Raw genomic sequence first — 18,222 nt, 5'->3', positions numbered from 1 at the left:
GCCCGCGCCCTCCCCTGCGCAGACCCACTCCAGGAGCCCGTGATGGACAATCAGATCCACCTGTTCAAGGACGACGACGGCCTGGCGGTCATCGGACGCCCGGAGGCCGTCGAACGCTTCCTCGCCGCCGAGAAGCTGCCGTCGAAGGACCTCGGGCTGCCGAGGCTCGGCCCCATGCTGGGCTCCCTGTCCGGAGCCGCGCACGCGGCCTCCGAGATCGCGGCCAACTCGGGTCGCTGGGTGAAACTGACCGAGCAGTCCGCGCAGGCCATGAAGAAGTACAAGCTGATGAAGGGCCCGCACGACGGCGTCAGCCGCGCCGTCGTGATGGCGAAGAACGGCAGAATCAAGGAGATCGTCCAGTTCGCGGGGACCCCCGGCTCGTTCCTCGCCAACCCGGCGATCCTGTCCGGTGCCGCCGGGCTCATGGCGCAGCTCGCCTCGCAGCAGCGGATGGAGGAGATCGCCGCCTACCTCGCCGTGATCGACCAGAAGGTCGAGGACGTGCTGCGCGCCCAGAAGGACGCGGTGCTGGCGGACATGATCGGGGCGGGCCTCGTCCTCGACGAGGCCATGATCGTCCGGGAGCAGGTGGGCCGGGTCTCCGAGATCACATGGTCGAGGGTGCAGGCCGCGCCGATGACGATTGCCCGGACCCAGGCTTACGCGCTGCTCCAACTCGACGCGCTCGCCGAGAGCATGGAGCGCAGGACCGCCGTCGGCGATCTCGTCAAGGTGTCCAAGGAGGTGGAGTCCGCCGCCGGGCAGTGGCTGGCCGTCCTGGCGCGCTGCTTCCAGCTGTACGACACGTCCGCAGTGCTCGAGCTCGACCGCGTGCTGGAGGTCTCCCCGCTCGAGCTGGACCAGCACCGCCTGGCGCTCAGGGCTGCCCGGCAGAACCGCCGGGAACTCATCGCGCAGAGCACCGGGCGCCTGCTGGCCCGGGTGGACGCGGCCGTCGGCACGGCCAACGCGAAGGTGCTGCTGCACCCGAACGCATCCCCGGCCGTCGTCCAGTCGGGCAGGCAGGTCGAGACCGCCGTCGTCGACTTCCACGGCCGGCTCGGCATCGAGAGCGGCCGGCAGTCCCTGGACGGGCGCCGGTGGGTGGACGCAGCCGTGGAGACCCGTGACAAGGTGCTCGAGACGGGGGTGGAGGGCGTCAACGCGGCCAAGCGCCTCGGCAACGAGACCTTCGACCGGGCCAGGTCGGTGACGGGCAGGCTCTCCGACGGCGTCGCCGGGCGGGTGCTCCGCCGGCGCGGGGGCGGCGGGGAGCACGACGCCGAGGGCTGAGGCGCCGCCGTGAACGCGCCGGCGGCGGACCGCTGCCCGCCGGGGCGGCGGATCCGGGCTCCGTCCCGTCCGCACCCTCGACCGCGGCGGGCTCCGAACGGGTCGTCCGCACACCCAGTACGCTCCACCCGCTCCGCCGGCAGATCCGTCGTGCGGAGCGGCGCCCGTCGTCGGTCCAGTGCCAGGGGAGAGCACCGTGTACGACAGCATCAGAAGCGCACCGACCGAGACCCTGGGGGAGGGGTTCGCCCGCCGTCGGGCGGGGTGGTTCGACCGGCTGGTCCGGGACCTGGCCGCCACGCTGGGCGAGATCTCGCCCCAGCTCTCCGTCCGCGTCCCGCGGGACCTGGGCGGCCGCGACCTCGTCGCGGCTGCCGTCCTCGTCCGGGTCGCCCTCGCCGAGTCCACCGCGCGCTCGGTGCCGCCCTTCCTTCCCGACGCCGCCGCCCTCCTGGGCACCGGCCCCGACGACGAGCGGAACCTCTGGCAGGCCCTGGGTGTCGCGTTCATCCGTCTGCGCGAGGCCGGAAAGCCCGCTCTTTGGTCCTGGCGCCTGCCCGGCCTGTACGACGCCCTGCTCGTCGAGTGGGCCCGCCGCCGCACCGCCGAGACCGGCTGGAACCGGACCGTCCGCGAGCTGGCCGACCGCTGGCGGATCCCGGGGGGCACCCGCTTCGAGGGGTTCTGCGACGGCCCGCCGGACCCCGCCGGGCCGTGCGCGTCGCTGGCCGAGTACGCCGGGCGCACCGCCGACCCGGACGTCGCCGGGCTCGTCCGGCAGCTCGTCGCCGCGCCGGAGGTCCTCGCCGCCCAGCGCGCCCGCATGGCCGCCTGGCCCGACGAACTGAACGACCTGCCCCACCTCGCCACGCTGTGGGGGGAGAGCGAGCTGGCCGTCGCCGCGGGGCAGCTCTGCGAACGCAACCGCCGCACCCGGCTCGGCCCCGACCTCCTCCACCGGACCGCCGCACTCGCCCGCACCTACCAGAAGGACGTGGTCGGGGCCGTCGTCGGGCTGCTCTCGCCGATGGAACGCGCCCCTCTCGGTCTCCGCACGGGCCGCGACCACGGCGAGGAGGCCCTCGTCCGGCTGATGCAGGAGCGGGGACCGGCCTTCCCCGACCCGTACCCGGCGCCGCTGGCCGGCGAGGACGACTACCTGGGCGAGGCCGCGCCCCGGGGCCCCGGCGTGCAGGTCGAGGGGTGGCTGCGCGAGGCGGCCGCCGAGCGTCGCGGCCTGATCGACCCCACCTGGAAGGGCGTGCTCGGCTCGGTGCCGTGGTGGTTCACCGTGGTGGACGGCGAGGCGCGGATCCGGGCGGCGCTGGACTTCCAGCGCGACGGCCTCACCGAGTTCGCCCTCGACGCCGACGACCCCGGCGACCTGGAGGTCGGGCCGCCCCGCCGCGAACCCGCCGCCCGCCTGCTGCGGCTGCCGTTCCGCTACCGGCCGTCCAGCCGCTCCGACATGGGGCAGCTCCTGCTGCTCGCCCGCCTCGGCCATGCCCGCCTGGACTTCCTGTACCCGGCCGGCCCGCACTCCTTCCGGGTCCTGCGCACCGTGCGTGTCCCCCTGCCCCCGGAGCTGTGCGAGCAGTGGGAGGAGCACGCCCTGGCCCGTCTGGCCGCGCTCGGCCTGCCGGAGCCCGCCGGCCACCGCGCCGGACGGTGACGTCGACGGCGGTGGGTGCGGGGGCGCCCCCCGCCCTTGCGGCTGTCCTGCCTGTCCGGCTGCTCGCCTGCCCGCCTGCCGGATCGGGCGGGCGGTTCCCGCCGTTCCCGTGCAGCCGGCCGGCCGTCGCGACCCCACAGATCCGGAGTCGACCTACCCACTTTCGACGTTTCCATTGTGAGCTCAGTCAACGCGTGACATGGTGTCAGTGTCCGTCCGGGGTGGGCGAGGTTCCTCGCCCACCCCGGACGCGGTGCTCGGCAGTCCCGGACCTCCTCGACCGACAGGCAGGGCTCCCACCATGGCCAACGAGACCCGTGAAGCAAAGCGGAAGCGCAAGGCGGCCGCGAAGCGGGCGGCGAACGAGCGCGCCGCCGCCATCCGTGCCGGACAGATCCCCAGCCACCTCCGCCGGTCGCGCGCGGCGCAGACGGCGGCCCCGTCCCGGGGCGGCGGCTCGACCAGGGCCGTGTTCCTCGCGCCCGGCGAGTCCGCAGCAAGGCCGTCCCACCGGATCGTGCAGGCCGTGCCGGCCGCGCCGGTCCGCGCCCTGGTCCCACCGAGCAGCAGCCCCCTGCGCGACCACCCGCTCCGTCCGCACGAGAAGTAGCGAGGCCGGGAGCCGGGCGCCGGCGGTGCGGCCCGCCGACGGCGCCCGATCCCGCGCAGTCCCGCCACCGGCGGGATGCCGTCGACGCCGGGACCCCGCCGACCCCTGGAGGGGGGTACGGGTCGGCGATATGATGTGAACGCGGTCAACGCAAGTCGTTTGTCCGGACGGGCCGGGCATGCCAGGCGGCGCGAGCCCACGGCCACTCGCTGCCGACACCTTCCCTACCGCCTCCCCGGGACAGACGCCCATGACCCAGCACAAGCATCCCGGCCGGCCTGCCTCGGCGGGGCCGTCCGACGCCCGGACCCGCCTGGTCCGCCAGGCCGTCAAGACCTGGACGAACACCCTCGTCGATCCCAGCGCCCGCAACCCGCTGCTCTTCTACCGTGACCTGACCGCGGGCACGCTGGACCTCGGCCGGGCGCGCCCCGGCGCCCTGGCCTCGCTCCTGCAGGGCCGCACCCAGCGGATCTCCCAGCTGTTCGACGAGGACCAGCAGCCGGACGCCCTCAAGCGGGCCCGCACCGTCCACCGCAGGGCCCAGGAGCTCCTGGAGGAACGCGGCATCCTCACCGCCTACCTGGTCCCTGCGCTCGTCACCTGGGACGACGCCGAGGCGGCGCGCCCGCCCGCGGCCCCCGCGCTGCTGTGGCCCGTGCGGATCGAGCAGTCCGGCCTCGGCCAGGGCGACCTCACCCTCACCGTGGCCGACGAGGCCCAGCCCAACCTGCCGCTGCTCCACCTCCTCAAGCGCCGCTTCGGTGTGGAGGTGGACCCGGACAGGCTGGTCGACCTGGCCGAATCGGCAGCCGACTCCGCTCGGGCGGTCGACCACCTGCGGTCCGCGGCGCGGGCCGTCCCCGGACTGCGCGTCATGGGCCGCACCGTCGTCGGGAACTTCACCTATGCGAAGCTGCCGATGGTGCACGACCTGGAGAACGCCACCGCCCTCCTGGCCGGCAACGACGTCGTCGCCGCCCTCGCCGGCGACCAGGAGGCCGCGCGCGCCGTCCGCCGGGACATGGGCGACGTACAGCTCGACCTCCCCGACACCACCGCCCCCTCCGACGAGTTCCTCGTCCTCGACGCGGACTCCTCGCAGAGCCACGCCGTCAACGCGGTGCTCGCCGGACACAACCTCGTCATCGAGGGGCCGCCCGGCACCGGCAAGAGCCAGACCATCGCGAACCTCATCGCCGCACTGACCGCCCGGGGCCGCAAGGTCCTGTTCGTGGCCGAGAAGCGGGCCGCGATCGACGCCGTTCTCGGCCGGCTCGACAAGGTCGGCCTCGACGACCTCGTCATGGACCTCCACGGCGGTGCGGGCGACCGCCGCCGCATCCTGCAGGACCTGTCCACCGCCCTCACCCGGGCCGGACGCACGCCGCTGCCCGACAACACCGAGCTCCACCGGACCCTGACGCAGCGCCGCACCCGCCTCACCCACCACGACGCCCTGATGCACCGACCCCGCAGCCCCTGGGGCACCACCCTGGCCGACGCGCAGAACCGCTGCCTGGGGACCCGGTCGTACGCGGCCACCGACCAGCGGCTGAGCGGCCCGGTGCTCTCCCGCCTCCATGGTGAGACCCACCTCGGCGCGCGCGACGACCTGGCCCGGTTCGCGGCCCTGGGCGGCACCACGCTGTCCGCCGACAGCTCACCCTGGTACCCGGCCCGGCGGACCGTGACCGACCGGGACGCCGCCAGGAGGGCGTCGACCGCGCTGGCGGAGCTCCGCGGCACCCTCCTGCCCGCGGCCCGTCGCGCCGCGGAGGACCTCGCCGTCGGCACCTCCCTGCGGGTACCCGGCACGGCACAGGAGCTGCGTGCAGCAGCCGGACTGCTGGAACGGGTGCAGCAGAGCCTCGCCGTCCTGCGCCATGAGGCGTTCGCGGGGGAGCTGGATGCACTGACCGCCGCCACCGCCACCGGCAGCTGGCGCAAGGAGCACGGCGTGCAGATGGCCTGGGGCCGGCGCCGTGCGCTCCGCAAGCAGGCCAGGGCCCTCACGCTGCAGGCCCCGCCGCGCCGACGCGAGCTGCACACGGCACTCTCCGACGCGTCCGCCCAGCTCGAGCAGTGGAAGGCCCTCGGCGCGGAGGGCGCCGCCCCCGACCGCGACTCCTATGCCGAGCTGCTCGCCGCCACCACCGCCGCGCTCACCGCCCTCGACCAGGGCCTGACGGCCCTCGCCGCCCTACTGCCCGGCCGCAGCCTCGACACTCTGCCCTTCGACGGGCTCGGCCGTCTGCTGGACGCCCTGGCCGCCGACGAGGCGACACTCCACCGGCTCCCCGAGCTGCACGGGCTGAGCACACGGCTCGCGGCCCTCGGCCTGCAGCCGCTGCTGGACGAGCTGGTCCGGCGCCGCGTGGACGAGGACACCGCGGCGGCCGTCTACGACCACTGCTGGCACGCCTCACTCCTGCAGCAGGCCGGCTTCGACGATGCGGCCTACGGTGCCTTCGACCCGGTCGAGATGGACGGCACCGTCGGCAGGTTCCGCCAGGCCGACACCGAGCACATCCGTGCCGGGGCGCCCCGGGTGAGGCGGGCCGTGGCCGAGCGCATCCACCAGGCCCTCCAGCAGCACCCGGAGCAGTCCGACCTGGTCCGGGCCCAGGCGAACCGCAAGCGCGGGCTCCTGTCGCTGCGCGACCTGCTCGACCGGGCGCCGGAGGTGCTCACGAGGCTCAAGCCGTGCTGGGCCATGAGCCCGCTGGTGGTCAGCGAGGTGCTGCCGGCCCGGCAGCTCTTCGACGTGGTCATCTTCGACGAGGCCAGCCAGGTGGTGCCGGCCGAGGCGATCCCCGCGATCATGCGTGCCGGGCAGGTCGTCGTGGCCGGCGACCGGCGCCAGCTGCCGCCCACCTCCTTCTTCTCCGGTGCCTCCGAGGAGGAGCCGGAGGTGTCCGACGACAGCCTGGACGGCCGGCCGGCCGTCTCGTACACCACCGGGTACGAGTCGGTGCTCGACGTGCTCGGCGCCATGCTCCAGGTGCGCAGCCTCACCTGGCACTACCGCAGCCGCGACGAGCGGCTCATCGCCTTCTCCAACGCCTGGATCTACGACTCCTCGCTCACCACCTTCCCTGGCGTCTCCCCGGACGGCGCCCTGTCCCACGTCCTGGTGGACCAGGGGCCGGCCGTCCCCGGGCAGGAGAGGAGCGGCAGCGCCGAGGTCGACCGCGTCGTCCGGTTGGTGATCGAGCACGCCGAGCAGCGCCCCACCGAGTCGCTCGGTGTGATCACCATGGGCATCGAGCACGCCAACCGGATCGAAGCCGCGATCCGCGCCGCCACCGACGGGCGCGACGACCTGCACGACTTCTTCCGGGAGGATCGCGAGGAGCGCTTCTTCGTCAAGAACCTGGAGCGCGTGCAGGGCGACGAGCGGGACGCGATCATCCTCTCCGTCGGATACGGCAAGAGCACCGACGGCCGGATGCTCTACCGCTTCGGCCCGCTGAACAACACCGGTGGTGAACGTCGGCTCAACGTCGCCGTCACCCGCGCCCGGCACCGCATGACCGTCGTCAGCTCCTTCGGTGCCCACGACATGGACCCGGACCGGCTCAAGGCGCAGGGCGCCAAGCTGCTGCGTTCCTACATCGAGTTCGCCGCCTCCGGCGGCAACGACCTCGGCACGGTCGCCCGCGAGAAGCCCGCCCTGAACCCCTTCGAGATCGACGTCCGCGACCGGCTCACCGCCGAGGGGATCCCGCTCGTCGCCCAGTGGGGCGTCGCCGGGTACTGGCTGGACTTCGCCGCCCGGCATCCTCGGGACCGCGGCCGCATGGTCCTGGCCATCGAGGCCGACGGAGCCACCTATCATTCCTCCGCCACCGCCCGGGATCGGGACCGTCTCCGGCAGGAACAGCTGGAGCGACTGGGCTGGACGTTCCACCGGATCTGGTCCACCGCCTGGTTCCGCGACCCCGAGCGTGAAGTGCGCAGGGCGAGGGATGCCTATGACAGGGCGGTCGCGACCGCCGACGGGGCGTCGCCGTCCCCGGGGCCCGCCGAGTCCGTCTCCCTGCCGGCCCAGCGTTCCGGCGCAGGAGTCCCCACCGGGCCCACCCGTCGGATGGGCACGGATGTGCCCGTGGGCGCGCCGGCGGAGGCCGGGCCGGCCAGAGGCAGGCGTCCGGCCCTCGTCCGAGGTCAGCCGATCACGGCCTACTCGGAGCGCCAGCTGGTAGGTCTGATCCGCTGGATCGAGAGCGACACGCTTCTGCGCACCGAGGAGGAGCTGGTCCGCGAGGCCATGCAGGAACTGGGTTTCAGCCGGATGGGTCCGCGTATCAGAGCGGCGCTGGAGAACGCCGTCAGGACGGCGCGCAGGCCGGCCCGATGAACCGCCGCGCACACGGCTGAAGGGCCGCTGCGAGCCCGCGCCCGGCGGACCCGCCCGGTCGGGGATCCTCCTCGGCCGGCCCGCCTCTGCCGCTCAGCAGCGTGGTGAATGCGCCCGCCGCCCGCGAGTCCTGCCGACACCGCGGACACCCTCGAAGCCGCCTCCCCGGCTTCCGCATCCGACCCGGCCCCTGACACGGAGGCCATTGTGGGGCGGCTGCTCGGCTACCGGCTCCGCACGCCCTGGCTGGTGAACCCGGTTCGCGTCCATCTGCTCGAGGCCGTGATCAAGGGACGGTGAGCCATGCGGGCAGCTGTGCCGCCCCCTGCGGTCCGTCGGTGACCCCTGTGCCGGCACAGGGGTCACTGCAAGGAGACCCTGCACCAGGCCATGTTCTCCGCAGTTATGGAACTCTCCGCGGCCGCGGAACGCAGCCGCTCCTTCCGCCGGATGATCCACGCGGTCCAGCTGCTCGTCGGCTGGGCGCCCGCACTCCCGGCCTTGCACGTGCCACCCGCTCCGGGTCGGCCGGACACTCGGCCGACCCGGGACAGACTGCGTCACTTCCGGAGGGCAAGGTCCAGGGCCGCGGTGTGGACGAACCATTCCAGGACCGCGCAGATCTCCCCGCTGTGCTCTGCGAAAACCTGCAGCGGAAAGGACGGCCGCAGTTCCAGCTTGGCCTCGGCCAGTTCGATGCCGTCGATCTGGTTGAACCGTTCCAGCAGCTCGCGTCGCAGTGCCGTGTCGTCGAACGGGCTGATGTTCTTCAGGTACTGGAAGACGACCTCCGCGGTCCCGGTGACCGGGTACAGGGCCAGCGGCCACAGGAGGTGCTGCTGCGTGGCGGTGCCGGCGTCCAGCATCGGGAAGCAGCTCGTCTCCGCGGTGCGGCCGTAGTCGCGATAGCCGCCCTGCTGCTCCCAGAAGCGCAGCGCCTCCAGCACCCCCTCGGCCGCCTCCGGCTGGTTCTCCCGCAGCTGGCCCTCGAAGCGTCTGGCCGCTGCTGCGTTCTCCGCATCCGGAAGCGGGTCGGACAGGCCCTCCTGCGGCACCTCACGGCCGAGCAGGGTGGCCAGCTCGGCGGCGGCCAGTCGTCGCGACCGGTGCGCCCGGCCCGAACCGTCGAACGGCACGCCCTCATGCTCCAGCAGCTCCTGCGGCGTCCCCTCACCGCGGCCCTCGGGCCACCGGAAGGCGGCCGAGACCCGGCCGTCCGAGGTGAGCACCCGATAGGCGCCGATGATCCCCGACTTGCTCGCCAGGTAGTTGCCCACCGGCACCGGATGGCTGCCGACCAGCTCCGCCACGTCCCCGTACGTCGTCCAGGTGCCGCTCGGCATCGCGACCAGCGCCGCACGCAGGGTCGCCCAGCCGGCCCACTCCTCGTCCGCCGTCCGCACCGCACCGATCGGCCCCGGCCACAGCGTGATCGCCCGCTGCGCCAGCCGGTCGGCCCGCTCCAGGATCTCGGCGCGGCCCCAGCGCTCCGCCGCGGCGATCTCCTGGTTCATCCGCAGGGCGCTGGAGTCGAGGATCTCCTGCTTGCGCCGGAAGGGGTGGTTGGAGAGCTTGGAGTTCTCTCCCGACAGTGTCAGGTTGCCGAGCGTGTGCACCAGCAGGTCGTGCAGCTCCTGCGGGGTCTGGCCGTCCTCGGTCTCCTCCGCGAGCAGGTCGAACCAGGCCTGCTGAGGGCGTTGGGGCAGCACGTGCTCGATGGTCAGCGCCGCCTTGTCGAAGTCCACCGGCTCGCTCGCACCGTGGCTCGCCTCCAGGCTGCGCAGCACGTGCATGCGCTGCGTCGGCCGGCCACCCCAGTAGAAGGGCTTGGTACGCACCGCCTGTCGCAGCTCCTCATCGGTGGGCCACCTGCGGCGCCGACCCGACAGCAGGCGGCGCACGGCCTCGGCCGGGGAGCGGTCCTCCTCCAGTTCCCTGGGTGCCTCCATGAAGATCCGGTTGAGGTTGTTGGTCGGGATCTGGCAGATCATCCGCCGTACCAGGTACGACTCGACGTAGCGCAGTGCCTGTGCGGCCTCCTCCGCAGTGGCGCGGTCGGTGTCGACCAGGCCGAGCAGGTGCAGGGCGAGCGGGTAGTGGATCTGGCCGCCCCAGGCCTCCAGCTGCTCCAGCGCCCGCCGCAGGGAGGGCGAGGGCTCGCGGTGCGGCTCCAGGATGCGCAGCAGCCTGCCGCCCCGCTCGGCGAGGTGGGCGACCTCCTCCCGCAGCGCCTCCTCGTCCCCGGCCAGCGGCTCCAGACGCTTCTGCTGTTCCCGGTAGATCTCGCTCTGCTTGGCCTTGCTGTGTCCGCGCACCACCAGGTCCAGCCAGACCAGCAGCTCGAGGTTCCTGGGGCCCAACTGCTGCTGCATCGGCAGCCACAGCTCCTGGTAGACGCGCTCGCCGGTCCGGGGGAGCAACATGAAGACGTAGTTGCGCAGGAGGTCGCTCTGACTGAGGCCGACGCCGGTGTTGTTGATGGACTCGAAGATGCGGTAGACGTTGTCGCCCCGCTCGGCGGTGATCTCGACGATCGACAGCAGGTCCTTCAGTGCCGTCTCCACCGCGGCCGCCCACTTCTCGCCGCCTGCCTCCTCGCCCTGGGCCAGGACGCCGCGGAAGAACCGGTAGGCGGCGCCGATGTTGTCGCCGCCGCCCGCCCGAGGGGTGGACTCCACGCAGGCGGTGTAGGCGTCGCGGTCGGCCTGGGTCGGCAGCAGCCGGTAGTGGTCGCGGCCCTCGTGGAACTCGTTGACCAGGACCTGCCTGTCCACCCGGTCCGCCGCCCGCTCGGCCCCGGTGGCCCTGAAATGGTCGCGCAGCGCGGTGAAGGCGAGCATGAGGGTGGTCAGCCGCTGCTGGCCGTCGACCACAAGCCAGCGCTGCACTCCACCGGCCTGGATCTGCCCGGGGGCGAGCACCACCGACCCCAGGAAGTGCGCGGAGGGCTCGCCGCCGTCCAACTGCTGCTCGACCAGCTCCGAGACGTCGTCCCACAGCCGCTCCAACTGTTCGCGGCCCCAGCTGTAGGTGCGCTGGTAGAGCGGGACCTGGAACTGCTTGTCGCCCTGGACGAGTTTGAAGAAGGCTATCTCCTGTGCGCGCACTGCGCTCTGACCCTCCGTCGTGAAGAATGCGAGGACTGATCCGAGGGGGAGCAGTGTAGGGGCCGCCTCCGACAGGTGCGGTGTCCGATGGTCCGCGAGGTGCTTGCGGACCGGCCGAAAGGGCAGTTTAAGTTGTGAACTGAGTCAACTTGTGGAATGCTGGCCGTGTGATCGGTGATCCGTCCCGTGCGGGTGCGTGCCGGTCGGTATCCTCACCTGCCCGGACCACCCACCGAGAGGGCCCGCCCATGCCGGAGCAGCTCCCCGCCGACAGCGCCGGTGACGGTCGCACCCCGACCGACCTGCAGGAGGGTGCCGCCTCCGCTGTACCGCACCCCGTCGACGACGTGCCGCAGACCTTCCTGCCCGGCGGCTCGTACGACGTCCGCGACAGGCTGGGCGACTACATCTCCCGCGATCTCCTCGGCCCCTGGGGCGGGGACCTCGAGGAGCTGCCCCGCACCTCGCGCGGCCCCCGCGACGAGTACCTGGTCGGCATGCTCGGCCCCAAGCCCGCCCCGCTCGGGCGGGAGGCGGCGGCCCAGGAGGCCGCCCAGTCCACCGAGGCCGAACCCGGCAACGACGGCGACGCCCGGGACGCCGAACTCCCCGAGCGGCTGACCCCTCAGGCCGCAGGTCGCATCTGGGCCTCCTCCATGGGGCTGTCCTTCGTCGTCCCCGCCTTCGTCGGCGTCGTCAGCGTGACCGCCTCCTGGGGCCGCTACAGCCAGAGCGAATCGCTCACCGAGGACGGCCGCACCGGCCGCGCGTGGTCGCGCCGCCCGGTCTCCCACCAGTGCGACGTCAGCGTGGCCGACCTCGGGGACCAGTCCCCCCAGCTGCTCGAGGGCGACGGCATCGAGGGGCCGCACGTCCGGCTCGAGGTCAAGGTGCGTCGCCGTACGCACGGGCCGGACGGCGAGGACCTGCGCGTCGTCGAGGTCGCCCTGGTCAACGCCCTGGACGATTCCCCCCGGCTGCGCGACGCCAACTGGCTCTTCCAGACCCGCCTGGAGGTCTGCGGTTTCCCCGACGGCGCTGCCGCCGTCTTCCTGCCGATCGACGACCCGCTCACCCCCGGTGGTCCCGACAGCCACCCGGAGGACCCGGAGGAGCGCCGGCTGCGGCTGCTCCACCGCGACCAGCTGCGCCACGCGATCGGCCGCAACGTCGCCGTCCACGCCGAGGTCCGCAAGGGCGAGCGCAACGCCTATGCGCTGGCCACCACCTGGCTGCCCGAGTACGACGTGCCCGCCACCACGGCCCCCTCCCTTGCGGACCAGCCGCTGCTCGCCGGCCTCGAACTGTCGATGGACGCCCTCGCCGGACTTGCCGTCCCCGAGCGGCGCAAGGAGCTGGCCGCGGTCCTCCAGCCGCTGTCCGACGGCTACTTCGAGTGGCTCGGGCAGCAGCGCGAGCGTGCCGCCGCTCTGCCGGACGACCTGCGTGCCTCCGCCGAGGCGGCCATCACCGAGGCGGAGGACGTCTGCCACCGCATCGCTCTCGGTATCGACACGCTCGGAGCCGACCCCGTCGCCCTGGAGGCCTTCCGCTTCGCCAACCTGGCGATGGCCCTGCAGCGCCGCAACACCGCCGTCGCCGCCGAGCGCACCGCCGCCGACGGCAGCATCACCCCCTACGCCGATGCCGCGGCCACCGTTCGCGCGCGCGGTGCCGCCGCAGCCAGTTGGCGCCCCTTCCAGCTCGCCTTCGTCCTGCTCAACCTCGCCTCCCTCACCGAGCCCGGTCACCCGCACCGCGGCACCGGCCGCGAGGCCCTTGTCGACCTTCTCTTCTTCCCCACCGGCGGCGGCAAGACCGAGGCCTATCTCGGCCTCGCCGCGTACGCCTTCGCGCTGCGCCGCCTGCAGGGGGTGGTCGGCAGCGGATCAGAGGCCCGCAGCGGGGAGGCGGGCGTCGCCGTCCTCATGCGCTACACCCTGCGCCTGCTGACCGCCCAGCAGTTCCAGCGCGCCGCCGCACTGGTGTGCGCGACCGAGGTGCTGCGCCGGCAGGCATGGAAGGCCGGCGACCGCCGCTGGGGCGACACCCCGTTCCGGATCGGCCTGTGGGTGGGCAATGCCGTCTCGCCCAACTGGTACACCCCCGCCGCCGAGCAGATCGCCGAGGCCAGGGAGGCCGGCGACGGCAAGCGCGCCAACGTCCTGCAGGTGCTCGGTTGCCCCTGGTGCGGCGAGGGCCTGCGCGCCCACCGCGACCTGGCCGCCGATGACGGGCGCCGCCGCATCCTGCTCTACTGCCCGCGCGGCGAGGGCGAGGACCCCTGCCCCTTCTCGCGCCGCAGCAGCCCGGGCGAGGGCCTGCCCATCCTCACCGTCGACGAGGAGATCTACCGCCTGGCGCCCAGCCTGCTGATCGCCACTGTCGACAAGCTCGCCCAACTGCCCTGGCGCGGTTACGCGGGCCTGTTGTTCGGTCGGGTCACCGAACTGTGCCCGCGCCACGGCTACCGGCACGCCGACCTCGACAGTGAGGTCGGTTGCGGTGGCCGCCACCAGGCCAGGGGCGGCGGCAGCGCCAGGGGTGGCCTGGACGCGGTCACCTCCCGCCCCGTCACCCGGCTGCGCCCGCCGGACCTGATCATCCAGGACGAGCTGCACCTGATCTCCGGCGCGCTCGGCACCACCGTCGGCCTCTTCGAGTCCGCCGTTGATCAACTGTGCAGCTGGGAGTTCACCGGTCCGGACGGCATGCGGCGCAGTGTCGGCCCCAAGATCGTGGCCTCCACGGCGACCACCAAGCGGGCCGGCGAGCAGGTCCTCGGCGTCTTCGGCCGCAAGGTCGCCGTCTTCCCGCCCCAGGTGGTCGACGCCGGCGACACCTTCTTCTCCCGCCAGGTACCGCTGAGCAAGGAGGCCCCCGGTCGGCGCTACCTCGGCGTCTGCGCACACGGCGTCCGGCTCAAGGCGGCCGAGATCCGCCTCGCCGAGATCCTGCTCCGCGCCGGTCAGGAGCTGTTCGACCAGTACGGTCGGCCCGCCGACCCGTACATGACCCTGGTCGGCTACTTCAACGCCACCCGCGAACTCGCCGGCATGCGGCGCTACCTGGACGACGACGTCACCACCCGGGTCCGGGTCAGGAAGGGCCGTTACAAGGAGATCGCCCCGCGCATCCTCTCCTCCTCGGGGATGCTCACCGTCCAGGAGCTCACCTCCCGGGTCTCCTCGGGCGACATCAGCCTGGCGCTCAAGCGGCTGGAGGCCGGGTTCGACCAGGAACGCGAGACCACGGTGCGCCGCAGGGCATTCATGGAGGAGTACCGCGACGCGCTCGGCAGCAAGCCGCCGCGCAGGCCCCGTGCCGAGGCGACCCCCGACTGGCGCCGGGCCGTCGACGTGGTGCTCGCCACCTCCATGCTCCAGGTCGGCGTGGACGTCTCCCGTTTCGGCCTGATGCTCGTCGTGGGCCAGCCCAAGAACACCGCTGAGTACATTCAGGCCTCCTCCCGCGTGGGCCGCGACGCCGCCCGGCCCGGCCTCGTGGTGACCCTCTACAACTGGTCGCGGCCCCGCGACCTCGCCCACTTCGAGGACTTCGAGCACTACCACGCCACCTTCTACCGGCAGGTCGAGGCGCTGTCCGTCACTCCGTACACCCGCCGGGCCCTTGACCGCGGCACCGCCTCGACCTACGTGGCCGCCCTGCGGCACGTCCACGCCGAGCACTCCCGCAATGCCGACGCCGGCCCACTGGACCTGGACGGCCCGCTCGCCCGCCGGGTCGAGCAGCGCATGCTGCAGCGGGCCGAGGCGGTCGGGGGCGAGCGTGCCCGCGACTATCTGCAGGAGCGCATCGACGCCCTCAAGGACCGCTGGGACGAGAAGCGGGAGAACACCGCCGCCCTCGGCTACACCGGCGAGAAGCGCAAGGACCGGCTGCTCGTCGGTCTCCTCGACCGCGCCGACGGCGGCCCCTGGGGTCCGCTCACCGTCGCGAACTCCATGCGTGAGACGGAGAACGAGATCAACCTCCTCCTGCCGGGCGGCGGCGCACTCTCCGGTCCCCCCGGACCCGGCTGGCGGTTCGCACCCCCCGAGGGTGAGGGGGCCGCGGCAGACGGCACCGACCGAAAGGGACAGGACTGATGAGCACCGGCTACAACCGCAGGGTCGGCGCCGCCCGCCCCAGTCACCTCATGTTCACCGGGGGCGTCGGCTCCCTGATCGACCTCCCCTACTTCTCCGTGCTCGTCAAGGGCCTGGAGTCATGGGTCTACAACAACGTCCACGACTACCTGGTGGACGAGCCCCGGCTGCGCAGCGCCGTCAACCGCGCCCTCCAGCTGCACGGCCCGTCCAAGGTGACCGAACTGCGCTCCGCCCCCTGGCTGGAGGGCGCGGACAGCGACCCCAAAGGCCTGGCGGCCCAGGCGGTCGGCGTGCCGGTGATGCCCTTCCCGCAATGGCTGCGGTGCACCGCCTGCGACGACCTGGCCGCGATTGATTCGGGCGTCTTCCGCCTCGTCAACAGCGTTCCCCGCGCGCCGCACGAGGCCCGCTTCGAGCACACCGAGTGCGGCAAGCGCCAGCGCAGCAGGAAGAAGCCGCTCGCCGTGGCCGCCCGCTTCACCCTCGTGTGCATCGACGGGCACCTGGACGAGTTCCCGTACACCGAGTTCGTCCACGGGGGCGGGAACTGTCCGCAGGTCCCCCAGCCCCGCCTGCGGATGGAGGACCACGGCGGCAACCAGGCCGCCAACGTGACCATCAGCTGCCTGGCCTGCAAGGCCAGGCGTAACATCAGTGAGGCCCAGGGCGTGCGCGGTCGGCAGAACCTGCCGCTGTGCCGGGGCCGGCACCCGCAGTCGGACTCCTTCGCCGCCGAGGGCTGTGCCCTGCAGCCGCTGCTGATGGTCGCAGGCGCCTCCAACCACTGGTTCCCGCTCACCCTCAGCACGCTGGCCCTGCCCCCGGCGCCCTCCGACGGCGTCGCCAAGCTGGTCGAGGACCGCTGGACGGAACTCGCCCCGGTGACCAGCCGCCCGGTGTACGACGCGTTCGCCCTGACACCCGCCTACGGTTACCTCAAGCAGTACGACCCCGAGCAGGTCATTGCGGCCGTCCAGGCCCGGGAGGCGCTGCTCTCCGGCGGGGAGGCACCGCCCCCGGCCGTCACCCAGGCCGACCTGCTCACCCCGGAGTGGGAGGCGCTCTCGGCCACCCCCGGGCCCGCCCCCACCGACGACTTCGCCGTGGTCCCCGCGGGTGTGCCGGCCGCCCTCACCGGTCTGTTCGCCGACGTACGGCAGGTCGAGCGGCTGCGCGAGGCGAGGGCGCTCATCGGCTTCACCCGGCTCGACGCCCCGGACGCCGAGGATCCCGGCCTCGTCACCCGCGTTCCGCTCAGCCGCACCCAGCAGAACTGGGTGCCGGCGAGCGAGGTGCGTGGCGAGGGGATCTTCCTGCGGCTGCGCGAGGACCTGGTGGCCGACTGGGTGGGGCGCGTCGAGAAGTCCCCCGAGGTGGCCGCCCACCGCGACGCCTTCCGTCGCTTCCGCGAGAACCGCCGGTCGGACAGGCTCACCGGTGAGTTCGACCCGATGCACGGCTGGCCCGGGGAGCGCTACCTGGCCCTGCACACCCTCTCCCACCTGCTCATCCGCACCATCGCCCTGGAGTGCGGCTACAACTCCGCCAGCCTCGCCGAGAGGATCTATGCCGGCACCGATGAGGATCCCCGTACGGGGATCCTCATCTACACCGCCGTGCCCGACTCCGAGGGCACCCTCGGCGGCCTGGTGACCCTGGCCGAGCAGGCGCACTTCGAGCGGATCGTCCGCCGTGCGCTGCGCGACGCCTCGCACTGCTCCTCCGACCCGCTGTGCGCGGAGCGCCTCCCGCACGCCCCGGCGGACTTCCTGCACGGCGCGGCCTGCCACGTGTGCCTCTTCGTCTCCGAGACGACCTGCGAGCGCGGCAACCGCTTCCTGGACCGGCGCTTCCTCGTGCCGCTCGGCACCGATCCCCGGATCGTCCTGACACCCGAGGCGCTGGCGCCGTGAGCCGCCGGGCGTTCGAGGCGGCCGCCGCCGCGGCGGCGGCCGCTCTCGGGCCCGTCCAGACCAGGTCGCTGGCCGGCCTGCTCGCTCGCGGGCGCAGCCGGGAGTCCGTGCTCGGCGCCGTGCAGGTCGCCGCGGCACTCCCGGCCGTCGCCGGGCTCCTGGACGCGGCCGACGCCGACGGCGTGACCTCGTACGAGGCCGCCGCCTACCTGCGCGGGTTCACGGCTGCCTGGACCCAGCAGCGCGACCGTGTGGAGGTCCGCACCGTGTGGAGCGGCCCGTCCAGCCGGGGCGTACCGGTACGGGCGACCGCCCAGGTGCTCGTCCAGGTGGTGAACGACGCCCGGGAGGAGATCCTGGCGATGACCTACTCGGCCCGCCCGTTCCCCCCGCTGATCCGGGCACTGCGCGCGGCGACCGCACGGGATGTACGGGTCGACATCGTGGTGGAGACCCGGCTCGGTGCGGCCGGCCTCCTCGACGGGCCCGAACCCGCCGAGGCGTTCCGCCAGGTGCCCGGCGTACAGCTGTGGCACTGGCCGGCGGGGGAGCGGACGGTTCCGGGCGCGCGCCAGCACGCCAAGGTCGCAGTGGCCGACCGGCGTGTGCTCTTCCTCGGCAGCGCCAATCTCACGTCCGCGGGGGCGCGGCGAAACATCGAGGCCGGGGTGGTCGTCCGCGGGGGGAGTGTTCCGCAACGCGCCGCGGAGCACATCAGAGAGCTGCAACGCGTCGGTGTCCTCAAGCCGCTGGGCTGAGTCGCTTCTCGCGGGCAGTGGTGTGTGCCGCTGCGGTCATCTCCTCGACTGGCCCGTGCCTCCGGAGGCAGAGCGCCGTTCAACGCTGCTCGGCCGGATGTGCGTCGGTCTCCCGGCTTCGGGCGACGCTGCAGCTCCGCTCGCTGTGGCACCAGTCAGTGTTCACTGTCGGGCTGGTGCGGTCCGGCGGACAGGCGTGCCAGGAGCAGCCATCCGGGGAGAGGGCCGCCCGCAGACCACGGAAGGCGGCGTCCACGGATCCGGCAACGATTGTTCTGTCCGAGCGCCGAGGAGATCACAGGACGGGTGCGCGGACGGCGATGCCAGTGGTCAGGGTGGCGAACAGGAGGCCGACCACGGCCAGGGGGATCCAGCCGTGGGTGTCCGAGTA

At 73.2% G+C, this 18,222-nt stretch carries 8 protein-coding genes; 7 read left to right on the top strand and 1 reads right to left on the bottom strand.

Going from position 1 to position 18,222, the window contains the following annotated elements; genetic code table 11:
• Nucleotides 1-42 precede the first annotated feature (42 nt).
• The 4 genes from LO771_RS27300 to LO771_RS31170 all read left to right on the top strand — a co-directional run bounded on the left by LO771_RS27300 (nucleotide 43) and on the right by LO771_RS31170 (nucleotide 7,941).
• Complete coding sequence (locus LO771_RS27300; RefSeq protein ID WP_230747413.1) at nucleotides 43-1,296, top strand: hypothetical protein; 1,254 nt, start codon at nucleotides 43-45, stop codon at nucleotides 1,294-1,296.
• A gap of 196 nt (nucleotides 1,297-1,492) precedes the next feature.
• Nucleotides 1,493-2,968: a hypothetical protein gene (locus LO771_RS27295; protein ID WP_230747412.1), complete on the top strand. Its 1,476-nt coding sequence runs from the start codon at nucleotides 1,493-1,495 to the stop codon at nucleotides 2,966-2,968.
• Nucleotides 2,969-3,269: 301 nt separating this feature from the next.
• Nucleotides 3,270-3,578, top strand: coding sequence for a hypothetical protein (locus tag LO771_RS27290; protein ID WP_230747411.1), 309 nt, complete (start codon nucleotides 3,270-3,272; stop codon nucleotides 3,576-3,578).
• 250 nt (nucleotides 3,579-3,828) lie between these two features.
• Nucleotides 3,829-7,941: an AAA domain-containing protein gene (locus LO771_RS31170; protein ID WP_304944873.1), complete on the top strand. Its 4,113-nt coding sequence runs from the start codon at nucleotides 3,829-3,831 to the stop codon at nucleotides 7,939-7,941.
• Between the two features lie 560 nt (nucleotides 7,942-8,501).
• Here LO771_RS31170 and LO771_RS27275 read toward each other — a convergent pair.
• Nucleotides 8,502-11,048, bottom strand: coding sequence for a DUF262 domain-containing protein (locus LO771_RS27275; RefSeq protein ID WP_230747410.1), 2,547 nt, complete (start codon nucleotides 11,046-11,048; stop codon nucleotides 8,502-8,504).
• Between the two features lie 248 nt (nucleotides 11,049-11,296).
• Here LO771_RS27275 and drmA point away from each other — a divergent pair, with 248 nt between their 5' ends.
• From drmA to drmC, 3 genes are read left to right on the top strand one after another with little or no spacing between them, the layout of a single operon-like run.
• A complete protein-coding gene (drmA, locus tag LO771_RS27270) occupies nucleotides 11,297-15,157 on the top strand; it encodes a DISARM system helicase DrmA (RefSeq protein ID WP_230747409.1) in 3,861 nt (1,286 codons plus the stop codon).
• Entirely contained in the window at nucleotides 15,157-17,073 is a 1,917-nt protein-coding gene (gene drmB, locus LO771_RS27265; protein ID WP_230747408.1) for a DUF1998 domain-containing protein, read from the top strand. Before drmA ends, drmB begins: the two co-directional genes overlap by 1 nt.
• Nucleotides 17,070-17,831 carry a DISARM system phospholipase D-like protein DrmC gene (gene drmC / locus LO771_RS27260; RefSeq protein WP_230747407.1) on the top strand — a complete coding sequence of 254 codons (762 nt, stop codon included), beginning with the start codon at nucleotides 17,070-17,072 and terminating at the stop codon, nucleotides 17,829-17,831. Before drmB ends, drmC begins: the two co-directional genes overlap by 4 nt.
• Nucleotides 17,832-18,222 lie beyond the last annotated feature (391 nt).

The sequence above is a fragment of the Streptacidiphilus sp. ASG 303 genome (assembly GCF_020991365.1).
GTDB lineage: Bacteria > Actinomycetota > Actinomycetes > Streptomycetales > Streptomycetaceae > Peterkaempfera.
Note: the sequence above shows the minus strand (reverse complement) of the source record. Positions and strands in the feature narration are given on the sequence as shown.